The organism is Nonomuraea fuscirosea, assembly GCF_035917475.1.
Lineage (GTDB): Bacteria > Actinomycetota > Actinomycetes > Streptosporangiales > Streptosporangiaceae > Nonomuraea > Nonomuraea fuscirosea.
This window is the reverse complement of sequence record NZ_CP109074.1, coordinates 1,512,855-1,528,696: the sequence shown is the minus strand read 5'-3', so window position 1 is coordinate 1,528,696 and position 15,842 is coordinate 1,512,855. Positions and strand designations below refer to the sequence as shown.

General features: G+C 67.8%; 16 protein-coding genes, 1 tRNA gene and 1 pseudogene. 8 read left to right on the top strand and 10 right to left on the bottom strand.

Going from position 1 to position 15,842, the window contains the following annotated elements:
* Positions 1 to 120: 120 nt before the first annotated feature.
* The 3 genes from OIE67_RS06860 (at position 121) to OIE67_RS06850 (ending at position 3,026) form a co-directional block, all read left to right on the top strand.
* Complete coding sequence (locus tag OIE67_RS06860) at positions 121 to 495, top strand: hypothetical protein (protein WP_326637716.1); 375 nt, start codon at positions 121 to 123, stop codon at positions 493 to 495.
* 228 nt (positions 496 to 723) lie between these two features.
* The gene (locus tag OIE67_RS06855) at positions 724 to 2,109 is read left to right on the top strand and encodes a glycoside hydrolase family 28 protein (RefSeq protein ID WP_326637714.1); all 1,386 of its coding nucleotides are present in this window, start codon (positions 724 to 726) and stop codon (positions 2,107 to 2,109) included.
* A 167-nt stretch (positions 2,110 to 2,276) separates the two neighbouring features.
* Positions 2,277 to 3,026 carry a maltokinase N-terminal cap-like domain-containing protein gene (locus OIE67_RS06850; protein ID WP_326637712.1) on the top strand — a complete coding sequence of 250 codons (750 nt, stop codon included), beginning with the start codon at positions 2,277 to 2,279 and terminating at the stop codon, positions 3,024 to 3,026.
* 143 nt (positions 3,027 to 3,169) lie between these two features.
* On the opposite strand, the gene OIE67_RS06845 is transcribed toward OIE67_RS06850, so the two are convergent.
* Positions 3,170 to 3,541, bottom strand: a complete 372-nt coding sequence (locus OIE67_RS06845) for a DUF5997 family protein (RefSeq protein WP_326637710.1) — start codon at positions 3,539 to 3,541, stop codon at positions 3,170 to 3,172.
* Positions 3,542 to 3,595: 54 nt separating this feature from the next.
* Between OIE67_RS06845 and OIE67_RS06840 the strand changes: the two genes are divergently transcribed.
* Entirely contained in the window at positions 3,596 to 4,324 is a 729-nt protein-coding gene (locus OIE67_RS06840; protein WP_326637708.1) for a LysR family substrate-binding domain-containing protein, read from the top strand.
* Between the two features lie 192 nt (positions 4,325 to 4,516).
* Here the strand turns inward: OIE67_RS06840 and OIE67_RS06835 are convergent, their stop codons facing one another.
* Together OIE67_RS06835 and OIE67_RS06830 are read right to left on the bottom strand one after the other, a co-directional pair.
* Positions 4,517 to 4,945, bottom strand: a complete 429-nt coding sequence (locus tag OIE67_RS06835; RefSeq protein WP_326637705.1) for a hypothetical protein — start codon at positions 4,943 to 4,945, stop codon at positions 4,517 to 4,519.
* 47 nt (positions 4,946 to 4,992) lie between these two features.
* Entirely contained in the window at positions 4,993 to 5,181 is a 189-nt protein-coding gene (locus OIE67_RS06830; RefSeq protein WP_326637703.1) for a hypothetical protein, read from the bottom strand.
* A 136-nt stretch (positions 5,182 to 5,317) separates the two neighbouring features.
* Between OIE67_RS06830 and OIE67_RS06825 the strand changes: the two are divergent.
* From OIE67_RS06825 to OIE67_RS06815, 3 genes and pseudogenes are all read left to right on the top strand, one after another.
* Positions 5,318 to 5,647: pseudogene (locus tag OIE67_RS06825) on the top strand (integrase core domain-containing protein); the annotation flags it as partial.
* A 134-nt stretch (positions 5,648 to 5,781) separates the two neighbouring features.
* Positions 5,782 to 7,248: an ATP-binding protein gene (locus tag OIE67_RS06820; protein ID WP_326637701.1), complete on the top strand. Its 1,467-nt coding sequence runs from the start codon at positions 5,782 to 5,784 to the stop codon at positions 7,246 to 7,248.
* Positions 7,249 to 7,458: 210 nt separating this feature from the next.
* Positions 7,459 to 8,004 carry a GNAT family N-acetyltransferase gene (locus OIE67_RS06815; RefSeq protein ID WP_326637699.1) on the top strand — a complete coding sequence of 182 codons (546 nt, stop codon included), beginning with the start codon at positions 7,459 to 7,461 and terminating at the stop codon, positions 8,002 to 8,004.
* Positions 8,005 to 8,857: 853 nt separating this feature from the next.
* On the opposite strand, the gene OIE67_RS06810 is transcribed toward OIE67_RS06815, so the two are convergent.
* From OIE67_RS06810 to OIE67_RS06780, 7 genes are all read right to left on the bottom strand, one after another.
* Positions 8,858 to 8,929 (bottom strand) — tRNA-Val (locus tag OIE67_RS06810).
* Between the two features lie 17 nt (positions 8,930 to 8,946).
* Complete coding sequence (locus tag OIE67_RS06805; protein WP_106233886.1) at positions 8,947 to 9,888, bottom strand: ROK family protein; 942 nt, start codon at positions 9,886 to 9,888, stop codon at positions 8,947 to 8,949.
* 325 nt (positions 9,889 to 10,213) lie between these two features.
* Positions 10,214 to 10,531, bottom strand: a complete 318-nt coding sequence (locus OIE67_RS06800; RefSeq protein WP_106233884.1) for a hypothetical protein — start codon at positions 10,529 to 10,531, stop codon at positions 10,214 to 10,216.
* 14 nt (positions 10,532 to 10,545) lie between these two features.
* A complete protein-coding gene (locus tag OIE67_RS06795) occupies positions 10,546 to 11,010 on the bottom strand; it encodes a peroxiredoxin (protein ID WP_326637696.1) in 465 nt (154 codons plus the stop codon).
* A 28-nt stretch (positions 11,011 to 11,038) separates the two neighbouring features.
* Entirely contained in the window at positions 11,039 to 11,470 is a 432-nt protein-coding gene (locus OIE67_RS06790) for a DUF3052 domain-containing protein (protein WP_106233881.1), read from the bottom strand.
* 117 nt (positions 11,471 to 11,587) lie between these two features.
* Positions 11,588 to 11,995: a secondary thiamine-phosphate synthase enzyme YjbQ gene (locus OIE67_RS06785; RefSeq protein ID WP_326637694.1), complete on the bottom strand. Its 408-nt coding sequence runs from the start codon at positions 11,993 to 11,995 to the stop codon at positions 11,588 to 11,590.
* 9 nt (positions 11,996 to 12,004) lie between these two features.
* Complete coding sequence (locus tag OIE67_RS06780) at positions 12,005 to 12,187, bottom strand: DUF1918 domain-containing protein (protein ID WP_106233878.1); 183 nt, start codon at positions 12,185 to 12,187, stop codon at positions 12,005 to 12,007.
* A gap of 822 nt (positions 12,188 to 13,009) precedes the next feature.
* Between OIE67_RS06780 and aceE the strand changes: the two genes are divergently transcribed.
* Entirely contained in the window at positions 13,010 to 15,757 is a 2,748-nt protein-coding gene (gene aceE, locus OIE67_RS06775) for a pyruvate dehydrogenase (acetyl-transferring), homodimeric type (protein ID WP_106233876.1), read from the top strand.
* Positions 15,758 to 15,842: the final 85 nt, after the last annotated feature.

Below are 15,842 nucleotides of genomic sequence, written 5' to 3'. Positions count from 1 at the left end.
GCCGCGCTCATGATGAGGCCACGCGCGCGTCCTGGGGCACTTCCATGGTGGATGCGCCGCGCAACGGGTTCCTCTTCGCGGGCGTGCACAGCGCGCGTCCGCCCCTTTCCGAGGAGAAGCATGTTACGCATCCCGCGCCACGGCCGCGCGGCCATCGCCGCCGCCATCGCCGCCCTCGCCGCCCTCACCCTGACCGCCGCAGTCCCCGCCTCCGCCGCGGCGCCTCCCGGGGAGTTCACGCTCTACTCCAGCACCACCTACACCAACCCGGTCAAGCAGATCGTGTACGACGAGTGCGCACCGTTCATCGGCTCACTCCTCGGCCGGACCGTGGGCTCCTTCACCAACGCCCCGCTGCCGGACTGCCAGATCGTGCTGCACGCGCTGAACGGCGACTTCGTGCTCTGCGCGGGCCGGGGCGTGGTGCCGCCCGGGTTGCGGCAGGTGTACCTGTACTCGATCCGCTCGGGCACCTCCGTGGCCTGTCCGGTCTAGCGGCGGCGGGCGTTCCCTGCGATTCTGCAACCGGTTGCCGGCCGTTTCCTGGGTGGATGTACGACATGCACCTAGATCACTGCAACGGGTTGGCTTATGCTCCGGGTGTTCCGAGCCGGTAGGGAGCCCTTCGTGTCCGACCCCTCCACGCCCGACCCGCCTTCGCACCCACCTCCTCCAGCAGAGCCGCCTCCATTCTGGGCACCCGGGATCAGTCGCCGTGACGCCATGCGCACCGTGGCCGGCTCCGCCTTCGCCACTCCGCTCCTCTTCACTGGGGCCGCACCTGCCATCGCTCCCGACCCCTGGGCCCGCGCCAACCGGATAGCCGCCCGCGTACGAGGCCCGAAGTTCCCCCACCGTCGTTTCGACATCAGGAGCTACGGCGCCGTCGGGGACGGGGTGACGGACTGCACGGCGGCCATCCGTACCGCGATCAGAGCCTGCCACCAGGCGGGCGGCGGCCACGTGGACGTGCCGGAGGGACGCTTCCGCACCGGTGCCGTCCACCTGCTGAGCAACGTGGACCTGCACGTCACCGCCGGGGCCACGCTGCTGTTCAGCACCGATCCGAAGGCGTACCTGCCGCTGGTCCTGACCAGGTTCGAGGGCGTCGAACTGCTCAACTACTCCTCGCTGATCTACGCGTACGGTCAGCGGAACATCGCCGTGACCGGGTCGGGTGTGCTCGACGGGCAGGCCGGCCCCGACCACTGGTGGCCGTGGAAGGGCTCAAGCGACTACGGCTGGGAGCCCGGCGAACCACGCCAGGCGGAGGCGAGAGCGGCCCTGTTCGCCCAGGCCGAGCAGGGGGTGCCGGTTGCGCGGCGGACGTACGGGGAGGGCGGCTGTCTGCGCCCGTCCTTCATCCAGCCCTACCGCTGCCGGAACGTGCTCATCGACGGCGTCACGATCATCAACTCACCGATGTGGGAGATCCATCCGACCCTGTCGGAGAACGTCCTGGTACGGAACGTCACGGTCTCCAGCCACGGCCCCAACAACGACGGCTGCAACCCCGAGTCCAGCCGGCTGGTCGTCGTGCGCGGCTGCACGTTCGACACCGGCGACGACTGCATCGCGATCAAGTCGGGCCGCAACGCCGACGGCCGCCGGGTGAACGTGCCCAGCGAGCACATCCTGGTCGAGAACTGCACCTTCCGCGACGGGCACGGCGGGATGACGATCGGCAGCGAGATGTCCGGCGGCGTACGCGAGGTCTTCATCAGGGACTGCGCGATGTCCAGCCCGAATCTCGACATCGCGCTGCGCTTCAAGACGAACTCCGTGCGCGGCGGCTTCGTCGAGGGCTTCCACGCCAGGGACCTGGAGATCGGCGAGGTCGGCGGCGCGGTCATCGACATCGACTACTACTACGAAGAGGGGCCTGGACACGGGTTCAACCCGACGGTGAGCGGCATCGACGTACGAAATGTGACCGTACGCACCGCCAAACGCGCACTCAACCTGCGCGGCTACCCGGAGGCGCCGATCCGCGACATCACCCTTACCGACGTGGACTTCGGCACCACCGCCACCGCGAACGTCATCGAGAACGTCGAGAACCTCATCCTCAAGAACGTCACCGCCAACGGCGCCCCCGTCACAACCTGACGCCGCCCCCGTCACGACCTGACGCCCGCCCCGGTCACGACCTGACACCCGTTCCCGTCACGTCCTGACGCCCGCCCTGTCCCGATCTGCCCCCGCCGCCATCCCTACAACCCTACAATCCGTACAATCCGGAGGTCCCTACCCGCACGACGAAAGCGACCTCCAGCATGGCCGTCATCCACCACACGACCCTCACCCCGACCAAGCTGGAACTGCTCACCACCTGGCTCCCCACCCGGCCGTGGTACCGCGGCGGCCCGGCCGGCCCCGAGTTGGCCAAGGGCGGCGGCTTCCGGCTGGACGACCCCGAGGGCGCGGTCGGCATCGAGTTCATGGTGGTCAACGACGTCTCGGACGGGCGGGCGACGGCGTACCTGGTGCCGCTCACGTACCGCGGGGCTCCGCTCGACGAGGCCGGCCACGCGCTCATCGGCACCGCCGAGCACGGGGTGCTGGGCCGGCGCTGGATCTACGACGGCTGCCACGACCCCGTGCTGATCGCCGAACTGACGGCCCTGATCGAAGGCCGCGCCCAACCCCAGGACCAGAACACCACCGACGCCCCCGCCCCCCACATCACCCGCTCCTACACCGCCACCTCGACAGCAGCTCAGCCGAGCGACCCCACCACAGAAGCTCAGGCGAGCGCCACCACGGCACAGACCCCGGCGAACAGCACCTCAACACACGCCTCCGCGAGCGGCACCACAACACAGGTCCCGGCGAGCGGCACCACGGACGACGCGGAGGGCACCATCCTCCCCGGCCCGCCCGGCACAACCCTCCGCCTGCACCGCGTCCTCCACGCCGCCACCCCTCTCCCACCGGAAGCGACCGGCCACGTCTCCGGCGCCTGGTCGAAGCCGGACGGCACCCAGACCCACGGCCCGTTCCTCACCGTGCACCCACACGCCTGACCCCGGCGGCACCGCCGGCGAAACGGGGCGACTCCGGGAACGATCCCGCGCCCTGCACCGTCGAACAGGCCCCCGCCCTCGGCAGCGAGCCCACCACCGGAAAGACCTTGCGCAGACCCAGGGCGGACCTAGGGAAGACAGACCTAGCGCTGCTTGAGGCGGGCGGCTTCCTTGCGGGCCTCGGCCTGGATGCCCCGCTCACGCTCCAGCCATTCCGGCTGCTCCGCCTTCAACTGCTCGATCTCGGCGGTGGTGAGCGGCTCGGTGATTCCACCCCTGGCCAGTCCGGAGATGGAGACACCCAGCTTCGCGGCGACGACCTGCTTGGGGTGCGGGCCGTTGCGGCGCAGGTCGGCGAGCCAGGAGGGCGGCGCCGACTGCAACGCGTTCAGCTCGTCCCTGGAGACGACACCCGCCCGGAACTCCTCGGGAGTGGCGGCCAGCAGCACCCCCAGCTTCTTGGCCGCGGTCTCGGGCTTCATCGTCTGGACGGTCTTCGGCTTGGACGAGGTCATGGCGTCGAGGGTAGCCAGTCAGAAGGGGTTTCATGACATCGATACCCTGACCCCATGACTGATGGGGAGACCGGCACCGAGTTCCGCCTGGCCTACGCGCCCGGGGTGACCCCCGCGAAATGGGTCAACGTCTGGACCGAGCGGATACCCGACATCCCCCTCACTCTCACCACGGCCCCCGCCGCCGACCTGGTACCCCTCCTGCGCGAGGGTGCCGCCGACGCCGCCTTCGTCCGCCTCCCGATCGACCGCGACGGCCTGAGCGTCATCCCCCTGTACGTGGAGACCACGGTGGTCGTCGTCCCCAAGGACCACGCGATAGCCGCCGTAGACGAGCTCACCCTCGCCGACCTGGCCGACGAAGACATCTTCCACCCCCTGGACGACACCCTGGAATGGCCGTCGTTCCCAGGCCACCCCGCCTTCACCCGCCCACCCACCACAGCCAACGCCATCGAACTGGTGGCCTCCGGCACCGGCCTCCTCCTGGTCCCCCAATCCCTGGGCCGCCTCCACCACCGCCGCGACCTCACATACCGCCCCGTCCAGGACGCCCCCCAATCCCAGATAGCCCTGGCCTGGCCCGCAGAAGCCACCACCGACCAGGTGGAAGACTTCATCGGCATAGTCCGAGGCCGAACCCCCAACAGCTCCCGAGGCCGAACCCAACCCACCCCCAAGACCAACACCAAAACCCCCAAACCCCAACAGGCCACCCGCAAGCCCACTCCCCGCCGCACCCCACCCCCTCGCCACAACCGCAAGGGCCGCCAGGGCCGCTGACCCACTTCCCTCCCCCGCGACGACCACCGGAGCAAACCACCGAGCAACAGAACACCACAACACGGACGGCAGAACGCTCACACCACGTGCGGCAGACTGCTCACGAAAGCAGCGGCAAACCGCTCACAAACCGCCCTCGACCCGCGAATACCCGCGGCCTCGTGACGCAGACTCCTCAGCCTCGTGTCGATGTCAGTAGCAGCGCCAGTCCCAGTCCCAGTTGTGAGAGTCGTACGCCTCAACGATGACCCGGCGCCCACCAGCAGAGTTCACCTCTCCGAAATACACCGAGATCATCGCCTTATGCTCGGCCCCAGCAATCGCGGCACCCCGATAATGGCGACGGAATTCCTCCGGCGAGAGCGAGGTCTCCAGCGTGATACGAACCCGATAGTCGCAATAGGAGCCGCTACCTCCCACAAGGTTCTTCCCAAAGGTCACATCCCGATCCTGCAGAAACGCTTCCCGGCTACCAGGCGGAAGCGGATAGGCGGCCACCCGCTCGTAAAAGGCCTCCAGCCGGGCGTCATCACGCCACACCGGATTCATGACCAGCACAAACAACCCGACCAGCGGAATGACCACCAACACGGCCACCACCACCCACACGACCCGCACCACGCCTCCTGCCGCATCAGAACGCTCTTCCGCATGACCCCACCCTTCGGCTACCGCTTCTCCGCCCTGTGGCGTTTGAGCAGCGTCGTGAGTCTGCCGGGATCACGTGCGCCGTTCAGCTCGTCGAGCACTTCGTCCGGGCACAACTCGTAGAGGTCACCCCACCAGCGGCGCGCCTTGTTGTCCCAGATCCGGTATCCACCGGAAACACCCCTGGCGACATAGCGCCTTCTCCCCATAACCCGGCACCGTGCCAGCTACCAGATCAAAGCGCAAGAACGAAGATCAGCCGCGCTGCTCGGTGGGCCGGAGTGAGAAAGACGCCTTGAACCTGCGACCGCCCCTGACCACGTTCGATCGGCCGCCACACCGTGCTTCACCGCCTGCGGCATCACCGTACGCCGGGTCCCGCCGACAACGGCAGCTGCTACCGCTCCCACCTACGGCGCGACACGCCGCACACAGCCGGCATCACCCCCCAAGCGCACCCGCCCCTACCGCCCCCAGACCAACGACAAGGTCGAACGCTTCCACCGCACCCTGACCGAGGAATGGGCCTACGCCCGCCCATATGCCTCAGAAGCCGAACGTCACGCCGCCTTGCCGGCCTGGCCGCACCTGTACAACCATCACTGCGGACACACCGCCCTGGTCGGCCAACCACCCGCCAACCGCGTCACCAACCTCACGGGACAGAACAGCTAGGCGATGGGGAGGCTGCGTCCGCACGAGGCGCGGCGCTGAGGCCGGCGAGTTCCCCCTGGCATGTTGGCAGCGACGGTCGGAGCCTCACGGCCCGTGCTGCCGCCGCCTAGGACCGGCCCCCATATCGCAAAGCAATGTTCGATGAGGCCCATCCCGAAGTGGGCAAACGGCGTGCCGCTGCAGACCCCTACCGCAAATGTAACCAGGATGCAGGCAAATGTAACCGGCTCGTGGTTACATTTGCTCATGAGCCAGCACTGAGCGAATTGGTGGCACGTCTCCGAACGTCCGGGGGCGATGACGACGACGTCGAGGTCAAGTCGGCAGCAGGAGGACTGCCACAGTCGCTGGGCTCGACGCTGAGTGCGCTCGCGAACCATCCAGGCGGTGGGACGATCATCCTCGGCCTCGATGAAGCCACCGGCTTCCGTCCAGTGCACTTGCCAGACCCGCAAGCTCTCAAGCAAGGCCTTGCTCACAAGGCTCGCTCGTTCTCACCTCCTGTCCAGCTCACGATCAGTGACGCTGAAGTGGACGAGATACCGGTCATCGTCGCCAGAGTTCATGAATGTGATCCGTCGGCCAAGCCGTGTCGGATCACAGCCTCGGGCACGGCGTACATGCGGGGGTACGACGGAGATTTCCCGCTATCGGACCTGGAAGAGCAGGCATTCCTTGCCGCCCGGAAGCCGCCGCTCTTCGACCGGCAGCCCGTCACTGGCGCGACCCGCGAGGACCTGGACAACGACCTCGTCACAACGTACCTACGTTCGGTCCGCGAACAGGATCCCCATGGACTGGGCCGTTTCCTTGACGATGCAGAGCTGCTCCGGCGCGCCGGAGTGACTCAGCCGGACGGCACTCCAACCGTCGCGGGGCTGTTGGCTCTGGGGGTTCATCCGCAAGAGTGGTTTCCACGCTTCGTCATCCAGGCTTCGGCCGAGCCGTTGCCGACCGATCCCGCGGGATCGCGGGCTCGGAACCAGACTACGATCACGGGCGCGATTCCACGGATGTTGGAGGAGGCCCTGAGCTGGGCCCATCGAACCTTTGACACCAGTGTCGTATCAGCACCGGACGGTACCGTTCGTGATCAACCGGCCTTTCCATACATCGCATTTCGCGAAATCATCGCGAACGCTCTCCTCCATCGCGATCTCGATCATTGGTCGGCAGGTATGGCAGTCGAGGTGCGGCTCCGGCGTGATCGGCTGATCGTTTCCAACCCGGGCGGCCTGTACGGCATCACGGTCGATCGGCTCGGCCGGGATGCCGTCACCTCCGCTCGTAACGCGCGGCTTATCGCGATCTGCCAACACGCCCGCACACCGGGAACAGGCGCGCGAGTGGTCGAGGCGTTGGCGACCGGCATCCCAATCGTCAGCGATGCGCTGGCCGAGGCCGGACTTCCCCCCGCGCACTACATCGACGCCGCCATCCGGTTCACCGTCGTTCTCAGGCAGCAGGCGGTTGCCGTCATCCACTCGGGCGATGATCTGAACGAGACGGAACTACGCGTCTACGATGCCTTGGCCACCGGCACCCGCACTGTCGCGGAACTGAAGCAAGAACTACAGCTGTCCGCACCCAACATTCGATAGGCACTCCGCGAACTGAGATCGAGAAGGCTCGTCGAGCAACTAGGAGGCAGGGGACGGCCGACGACCTACCGGAAACTCTCGGAGTGACCAGAAGGCGGGGCCTGCGAGCCGGAGGGAGCCCCGAAGCTTCTGGACGCGTACGTCGCCAGGTGATGACCGGGGCAGCGATAATGTCTTGGCGTCACCCACTCTCGCGGGCATCATGGCGCCATGCCGGTGTTCATCGACCCGAGCAGCACATTGCTGACGTCGTTCCTGGCCGCGGTGGCCGAGTTTCGCGCCGACCAGGACTATCCGGTTCCCTGGTTCGTCGACGACGTCGACCCGAAGGCCCTGGTGGATCCGGCGGTCTTCGAGGCGTACACCGCGCGCGTGGTCGACGAGCGGAACCCATCGGGTACGCGCCCCGGATTCGTGCCGATGACCACCCTGTGGTGGGTCGACGGCGAGCGATTCCTGGGCAGACTGGCCATCCGTCACCGGCTCACGCCGGCGCTGGAGCGGTTCGGCGGCCACATCGGCTATGACGTCCGCCCCGGCGCCCGCCGCCAGGGCCACGCGACGGCCATGCTCGCCGCCGCGCTACCGATCGCCCGGTCCCTGGGCATCTCCGAGGCTTTGGTCATGTGCGACAGGACCAACATCGCCTCCCAACGAGTCATCGAAGCCAACGGCGGGCAGTTGCTGGACGTCACCGAGCAGAAACGTCGCTATCGGGTTGCGACCACGAGGTCCGATCCTCACCACCCCCGCTAAGGGCGCGGGATCGGCTGTGAGCTCCACTAACGTACCCGTTCAGATACTCATAGTCATGGCGTGCAGGCGCAGACTAGGGCTCGCGCGGAACGCATCGGGGGCCGAGGACTGCGCCGCGCATGATGAGGAGGTACGCAGATGAGCGATGCCGAAGTCGCGCGCGAAGTGCTGGGCGTCTATAAGGACTTACAGGTCGCCAACCCCCACCTCGGCCAATCGTCACACAGAACTTGAACCGGCCGCTGACAAGACTCGGGGATCGTCCAGCAGGCGGAGTCCGCCAGCGTCGTCCTCTGCCAGCCGCTCAACGCTGAAGCGCCGGCCGCGCAGTTCGCTGGCGGGCAGCCCGGCCGGCTGGGCGATCCGAGCCGCGGGCACATGTGGGCACATTCAACAGCGCCATGGCCGGGTGCAACGGTGTGACGAGCACGGCGAGGTCGCCGACGGTGATGATGACGCAAGCCCCGGGCCTGGTTTCCGCCCACAAGGGCGACCTCCAGCATGACGCCTCACTGCGACGAGGTCGCTGCACAGCGCACGGGCGGGTGTGTCATGGTCCCGGCCAGCGCCGCCGGTGACCGTCGCGACACACGTAGGTCTGACCGTTGGAAGCGATGCCGGCGGTTGTCTCGACCTCGACGATGATGGATAAGGAGGGTGGGATCACGGGATTCTGATGCTCCGAGACGTATCCGGGAGCGGTTCCATACCCACCCTCCCTGAGTTGCGGGCACTGACGGCTCTCCGACCAACTCCAACAACCCAAAGGTTAGATCTTGTGACTTCAGCGCCACAAGAGACGCGCACTGGCCTGCCCCGTTTCCATGATCGGAGACGGGGCCGATGTCGCAGGTGGGCGGTACTGGGTTCGAACCAGTGACCCCTCGCTTGTAAGGCGAGTGCTCTACCGCTGAGCTAACCGCCCCTGATCGGCACTACACCTTACGACACCAACGGCCTCGACCGCACATCCACGACCCAGCCGGGTCCCAGCTCAGGCCGTCCCGCGGCGCGCCAGCCCAGGAGGGCCGCCCCGAGCATGCCGGCGTCCACCCCGAGGGCGGCGGGGATCAGCGGGGGTGCGTCGCGGAAGGCGAGGCGTTTGATCAGGCGGGTGCGTACCGGGTCGAAGAGGGCCGGGCCGGCTTCGGCGAGGCCGCCGCCGAGGACGATGACCGACGGGTCCAGCAGCAGTGTGTACGTGGCCAGCGCCAGTGACAGGGCCTCCACGGCCTCGTCCCAGACCTCTATGGCGATCGGGTCGTCCGAGGAGACCACCTCTTCGGCCTTCACGCCCTCCAGGCCGGCTCGCTGGCTGTAGCGGCGTCCTACCGAGGCCGCCGACGCGTACGTCTCCAGGCAGCCGAACTGGCCGCACGCGCACTCTTCCCCGTCCGGGAAGACCGGGGTGTGGCCGATTTCGCCGGCCCAGCCCGAGGAGCCGCCGTACGGTTCGCCGTTGATGATCGTGGCGCCGGCGATGCCCGTTCCGATGGGCAGGAAGAGGAAGTCGGACAGGCCGCGGCCCGCGCCGAGGATGCTTTCCGCGAGTCCGCCCGTGCGTACGTCGTGGCCGAGCATCACCGGGATGTCCAGGGCGGTGAAGTCGGTGGCGGGGACGTCGCGCCAGCCCAGGTTGGCCGCGTACAGGGCGGCGTTCTCCGACACCAGGCCGGGCACGGCCAGCCCGACGCCGGCCGGGATGCCGTCGCCCGAGTCGGCGAGGTGGCCGATGAAGTCGGAGATGGCGGTGACGACCGCCTCAGGGCCCTCCGTCCGGGGGGTGGGGCGCCGCTCGCTCAGCAGCACCGCGCCGGACTCGCTGACCAGGCCGCCCTTCATGGACGTGCCACCGACGTCGAGCGCGACGACGAACGAACTCATTGCGGACACGAAAGACGACGATAGCGCAGCTCAGTAAATGTCCGGGAAAGGGTGGTGGCTGGGTTCACGTCCAGGTTCAGCGTCATGAGGTCCTCGGCAGGGTTCAGGGTGCATGTTCCGGGTGCCCGTGCGCGGGTTCTCGTCCCGGATGCACGCAGGCGGATCTCAGGTCTCCGTACGTGCGTAGGTCCCGGATGCCTGCTTGTGCGTAGCCGACGCATCGCCCGCTGTCGCGCGCTCCCGTACCCACATGCCCCCAGTCGCCCTCACAGCGCCGCACGGCCCGCGTGAGGCAGGCAAAGGCCGGGAGTGGGTCGCAGGACCCCTAGGCCCGTCCCAGGACCCGGTTGAGCGCTGCCTCGACCTCCGCCGAGAGTCCCGGCGGCGCCGTCACCGGAGCAGGACCGAGGGTTTCCGAGGAGCGCGCCATCCGCACCGCCCCGCAGGAGCGGCATTCCACCTCTCCCAGCCGGCAGATGAGCGCCGTGGACCCGCACGTGGAGCAGGTGTCGAGGTCGAGGTCGTGCAGCCGTTGACAGTCCGGGCAGATCAGCACCTGAGACTCGTGGCGCACCCCGCGCTGCCACGGGCTGGCGCCGCGCACCGGGTCCGTCTGCCTGGCCCCGCAGCGGTAGCAGGGCATCCTTCCCTCCGAGGTCAAGAAATGTCGGCGAGTGCCTTGATGTAGTCGGCGACGTCACGTGCCGCGGAGATCGGATTGACCACCGACCACCGGATCACGCCCTCGCCGTCGATGATGAAGGTCCCCCGGCGAGCGAGCCCCTTCGCCTCATCGAACACACCGTACGCCCGCGCGACCTGTCCGTGTGGCCAGAAATCGGAGAGCAGCGCGAAGGTGTAACCCTCGCGATCCGCCCAGGCACGATGCGTGAAGACGGAGTCGACGGACACGGTGAGCACCCGCGCCCCGGCGATCGGCTGATCGCGCAGGGCGGACAGCTCACCGTGACAGATCCCGCTGAATGCGAGCGGGTAGAAGACCAGCACGACGTTTTCGTCCCGGAACTGAGACAGGCTCACCGGGGTGCCGTGCTGGTCCTGCAGCTCGAAATCCGGAGCGAGGGCGCCGACCTCGGCAGGATGCGCGTTCACAGGCACCATCCTGCCGTACGGCGGGCGCCTCGGGCTCCTACCGGCGGCTGCCCTTCGGCGGGACGAGCCTGGTCCCTGACCAGTCGGGTGCGGCGGAGATGCTGCTGGTCTGCGAGAGACCCGCGGTCGTGGAATCCTCCCCGATGTCGCTCGGCTCCACGTGACCGTCGCGACCGGCCTTGGGAGTCAGCAGCCAGATCTGGCCACCGTCGGCGAGTACTCGCATGGCGCTGGTGAGGACGTCGAACAGGTCCCCGTCGCCGTCGCGCCACCACAGCAGCACGGCGTCGACGACGTCGTAGCTGTCCTCATCCAGCAGCTCGTTGCCGGTCAGGGTCTCGATCGACGAACGAAGCTCGTCGTCGACGTCCTCGTCCCAACCGATCTCCTGCACCACCTGACCCGGCTTGAGGCCGAGTCGTTCGGCCAGGCCGCGCTCGCCCTGCGCCTGACCCGCGGTCGCGCTCACGTTTATCCCTCCTGCTTGAGTGGCCCCGCTTATGCGGTTTATCGCTTCGGCACAGTCCACACGCTGTGACCCTCAGTCGTCAACGGTCGCCACGGGTACGGCCGTAGTCGGCCAGAATCAATCAGACAAAAACGACAGGCGAACCTGGCGTTGCGGGTTGTCGACGTTCAGGTCGACGAGTGCGACGGATTGCCATGTGCCCAGTGCCATTCGCCCGCCCAGCACGGGGATCGTGGCGTACGGCGGGATCACCGCGGGCATCACGTGCGACCTTCCGTGGCCGCGCGAACCGTGGGCGTGAGCCCAGCGATCGTCGGCGGGAAGAAGGTCACGCAGCGCCGCCAGCAGATCGTCGTCGCTGCCCGAGCCCAGTTCGAGCAGGGCCACGCCGGCCGTGGCGTGCGGCACGAAGACGTGCAGCAATCCGTCCTCGCCCTGGGCGCGGACGAATTCCTCGCATTGTGGCGTGATGTTGTGCACCGTCTCTCGTGAACCGGTGGTCACGGAGATGATTTCTGATCTCACGGGCAAATCCTACTGAGGCATGACCACGGCATCAGGGCCTGGAAACACCAGCCCCGTGTGCCCGTCGTCGAACCGCACCACGTATGGAGGCCCGCCGTCCGTGCCCTGGACCTCCGTGATTACTCCGCTCCGGTCCCTTTCGCCGACGGCATTGCCATGCATCAGGAGCCGGTCGCCTACCGTCGCATTCATATCTCCCACATTGGTACGCCGAAGGCCGGAGGAAAAGAGGACAGCACAAGTTTTGCCCCCGCCGGAGGAGAAGGGGAAAAGATGGCCGGATCGTTACGCTGCCCGGAGGTCACGTTTCGGCCGCGGGGCAGGAGACGGCGGCCGGCCGGGTACGTGCCCGGTCCGCGCCCCGGAAGCCGGGAGAGCGTGAGAGCGCGAGACGGGTGGCGACGACACCGGAGCGCTCGCCCGGGAAGCGGTGCGGGTGTCCGTCGTGCGGCCGAGAGCCGGCCGGTGACACTGCTGGAGGCGGCCGAGCAGGCCATCCGGGCTCGTACGGCGCGGCACGTCATCGGGCGTGACAGCAGGACATGACAGGAGGACGTGACAGGAGGCGGCAGGATGGCGGGGTCGCACCCTCTCCCACATCCCGGCCGGCGTCGGCGTGGCAGGCAGGAAACCACGCTCCACAGCGGAGTCCAGGGCCCGTTCGACCAGGCCCGACAGGCCCGCGCAGCCTGGGCGCGGGACAGGGCGGCTAGACTCGCCCGCCGCGGGTGAGAACCATCGTCCGCGCGGAGATCAAGGCTACGGAGGATACATCTCGGACGGCATGCGGATATGAGCGAAATTTCGTTCGTTTTCCCGTCTTGTTAAATTGCTCCCGCGATGTAACCTTTGGTGGCGATTCGTCCTACCATCGGTGGTCTAGGCCATCGGTACGCCCCCTGCCAGCAGGGACACTCTGGTTACCGGCTAGTAGAGATGCGTTTTCTACGGCTAGCGACCAGGATGGAAGACGACCCAGACCAGACATCAGTCCATCTCGGAAGGCGAGACCCAGTGGCTTCCGGACGCCAGCGATTCTCGATCATCAGCGACGGCCTACCCAGCCAGCTGCCTGATGTCGACCCCAGCGAGACCAACGAGTGGCTCGAGTCTCTCGACAACGTCGTCAAGACCGAGGGCCGCACCAGAGCCCGCTACCTCATGCTGCGCATGCTGGAGCGGGCCCGCGAGCACCAGGTCGGCGTGCCGGGCCTGCGCAGCACCGACTACATCAACACGATCCCGCCGGAGCGCGAGCCCTGGTTCCCCGGTGACGAGCACGTCGAACGCCGCATCCGCGCCTACATCCGCTGGAACGCGGCCATCATGGTGTCCCGGGCCAACGCCCGCACCAACGTCGGCGGCCACATCGCGACCTACGCCTCGGCCGCCTCGCTCTACGAGGTGGGCTTCAACCACTTCTTCCGCGGCAAGGACCACGGCGAGTCGGGCGACCAGGTCTTCTTCCAGGGCCACGCGGCCCCGGGCATCTACGCGCGCGCCTTCCTGGAGGGCCGGCTCAACGAGGCCCAGCTCGACGCGTTCCGGCAGGAGCTGTCGCAGGGCTTCCACGGCCTGCCCTCCTACCCGCACCCGCGGCTCATGCCCGACTTCTGGGAGTTCCCGACGGTCTCCATGGGCCTGGGCCCCATTGGCGCGATCTACCAGGCGCGGTTCAACCGTTATCTGCTCAACCGGCAGATCAAGGACACGAGCCGCAGCCACGTGTGGGCCTTCCTCGGCGACGGCGAGATGGACGAGCCCGAGTCGCTCGGCGCGATCGGCCTGGCCGCCCGCGAGGAGCTCGACAACCTGACGTTCGTGATCAACTGCAACCTGCAGCGGCTGGACGGCCCGGTACGCGGCAACGGCAAGATCATCCAGGAGCTGGAGTCGTACTTCCGCGGCGCCGGCTGGAACGTGATCAAGGTCGTGTGGGGCCGCGACTGGGACCCGCTGCTCGCGGCCGACGTCGACGGCGTGCTCGTCAACCAGATGAACACGACGCCCGACGGCCAGTTCCAGACCTACTCGGTCGAGTCCGGCGGCTACATCCGCGACAACTTCTTCGGCGGCGACCCACGCCTGCGCAAGATGGTCGAGCACCTCACCGACGACGACATCCGCAAGCTGTCGCGCGGCGGCCACGACTACCGCAAGGTCTACGCGGCCTTCAAGGCGGCCCGCGAGCACGTCGGCCAGCCGACGGTGATCCTCGCCCAGACCATCAAGGGCTGGACGCTGGGCAAGGACTTCGAGGCGCGCAACGCCACGCACCAGATGAAGAAGCTGACCAAGGCCGAGCTCAAGGAGTTCCGCGACCGGCTCTACCTGCCGATCCCGGACTCGGCGCTCGAAGGCGACCTGCCGCCGTACTTCCACCCGGGCGAGAACGACCCCGAGATCCAGTACATGAAGGAGCGCCGCGCCGCTCTCGGCGGCGTGCTGCCCAAGCGTGTCCTTCGCGCCAAGCCGGTCAAACTGCCCGGCGACGAGGTCTACGGCACCTTCAGCAAGGGCTCGGGCAAGCAGCAGGTCGCCACCACCATGGCGTTCGTCCGGCTGCTGAAGGACCTCATGCGCGACAAGGAGATCGGCCACCGGTTCGTGCCGATCATCCCCGACGAGGCGCGCACGTTCGGTCTCGACGCCATGTTCCCGACGGCCAAGATCTACTCGCCCCACGGGCAGACGTACGAGGCCGTCGACAGGGAGCTGCTGCTGTCGTACAAGGAGGCCACGCAGGGGCAGATCCTGCACGAGGGCATCAGCGAGTCGGGCTCGATGGCCTCGACGATCGCGGCCGGCACCTCCTACGCCACGCACGGCGAGCACATGATCCCGATCTACATCTTCTACTCGATGTTCGGGTGGCAGCGCACCGGCGACCAGATGTGGCAGATGGGCGACCAGATGGGGCGCGGCTTCCTGCTGGGCGCCACCGCGGGCCGCACCACGCTCAACGGCGAGGGCCTGCAGCACGAGGACGGTCACACGCCGCTCATCGCCTCGACCAACCCGGCGGCGGTCTCCTACGACCCGTCCTGGGCCTTCGAGGTCGCCCATATCGTCAAGGACGGTCTGCGCCGGATGTACGGCGACCGGCCCGAGGACGTCTTCTACTACCTGACCGTCTACAACGAGCCCTACCTGCAGCCGGCCCAGCCAGCGGACATCGATGTGCAGGGCCTGCTCAAGGGCCTGTACAAGTTCGCCGACGGCCCCGAGACGCAGGGCCCGAAGGCCAACATCCTGTCCTCCGGCGTGGCGGGCCCGTGGGCCATGGAGGCGCAGCGGCTGCTGGCGGAAGACTGGGGCGTCTCGGCCGACGTCTGGTCGGCGACGTCGTGGTCGGAGCTGCGCCGCGACGCCCTGGCGGCGGAGGAGTACAACCTGCTCAACCCCGACGCCGAGCGGCGCGTGCCCTACGTGACCGAGGTGCTGTCCGGGGCGCGGGGCCCGTTCGTGGGCGTCAGCGACTACATGAAGGCGGTCCAGGACCAGATCGCGCAGTGGGTGCCGGGTGACTGGTCCTCGCTGGGCACCGACGGTTTCGGTCTGTCCGACACGCGTTCGGCGCTGCGCCGCCACTTCCACGTGGACGCGGCCTCGATCACGCTGGCCGTGCTGACCAGCCTGGTCAAGCGGGGCGAGCTCGACGGCGAGGTGCTGCGCGAGGCCATCGCCCGCTACCACCTCAAGAACGGCGTCACCGAGGCGGGCGGCGCCGAGAGCAACGACACCCAGTCGATGGGGATCTGAGTCGTCCGCCGACGGCGCTCCCGCGAATTTCTTCGCGGGAGCGCCGTCATATTCGGCCGTCCGCGCCGTTGGGCCTGTGAGGCGG

Coding starts and splice junctions, on each gene's coding strand:
- OIE67_RS06860 (WP_326637716.1), top strand. CDS start 121: ATGTTACGCATCCCGCGCCACGGCCGCGCGGCCATCGCCGCCGCCATC.
- OIE67_RS06855 (WP_326637714.1), top strand. CDS start 724: ATGCGCACCGTGGCCGGCTCCGCCTTCGCCACTCCGCTCCTCTTCACT.
- OIE67_RS06850 (WP_326637712.1), top strand. CDS start 2,277: ATGGCCGTCATCCACCACACGACCCTCACCCCGACCAAGCTGGAACTG.
- OIE67_RS06845 (WP_326637710.1), bottom strand. CDS start 3,541: ATGACCTCGTCCAAGCCGAAGACCGTCCAGACGATGAAGCCCGAGACC.
- OIE67_RS06840 (WP_326637708.1), top strand. CDS start 3,596: ATGACTGATGGGGAGACCGGCACCGAGTTCCGCCTGGCCTACGCGCCC.
- OIE67_RS06830 (WP_326637703.1), bottom strand. CDS start 5,181: ATGGGGAGAAGGCGCTATGTCGCCAGGGGTGTTTCCGGTGGATACCGG.
- OIE67_RS06820 (WP_326637701.1), top strand. CDS start 5,782: ATGTTCGATGAGGCCCATCCCGAAGTGGGCAAACGGCGTGCCGCTGCA.
- OIE67_RS06815 (WP_326637699.1), top strand. CDS start 7,459: ATGCCGGTGTTCATCGACCCGAGCAGCACATTGCTGACGTCGTTCCTG.
- OIE67_RS06805 (WP_106233886.1), bottom strand. CDS start 9,888: ATGAGTTCGTTCGTCGTCGCGCTCGACGTCGGTGGCACGTCCATGAAG.
- OIE67_RS06800 (WP_106233884.1), bottom strand. CDS start 10,531: ATGCCCTGCTACCGCTGCGGGGCCAGGCAGACGGACCCGGTGCGCGGC.
- OIE67_RS06795 (WP_326637696.1), bottom strand. CDS start 11,010: ATGGTGCCTGTGAACGCGCATCCTGCCGAGGTCGGCGCCCTCGCTCCG.
- OIE67_RS06780 (WP_106233878.1), bottom strand. CDS start 12,187: ATGAATGCGACGGTAGGCGACCGGCTCCTGATGCATGGCAATGCCGTC.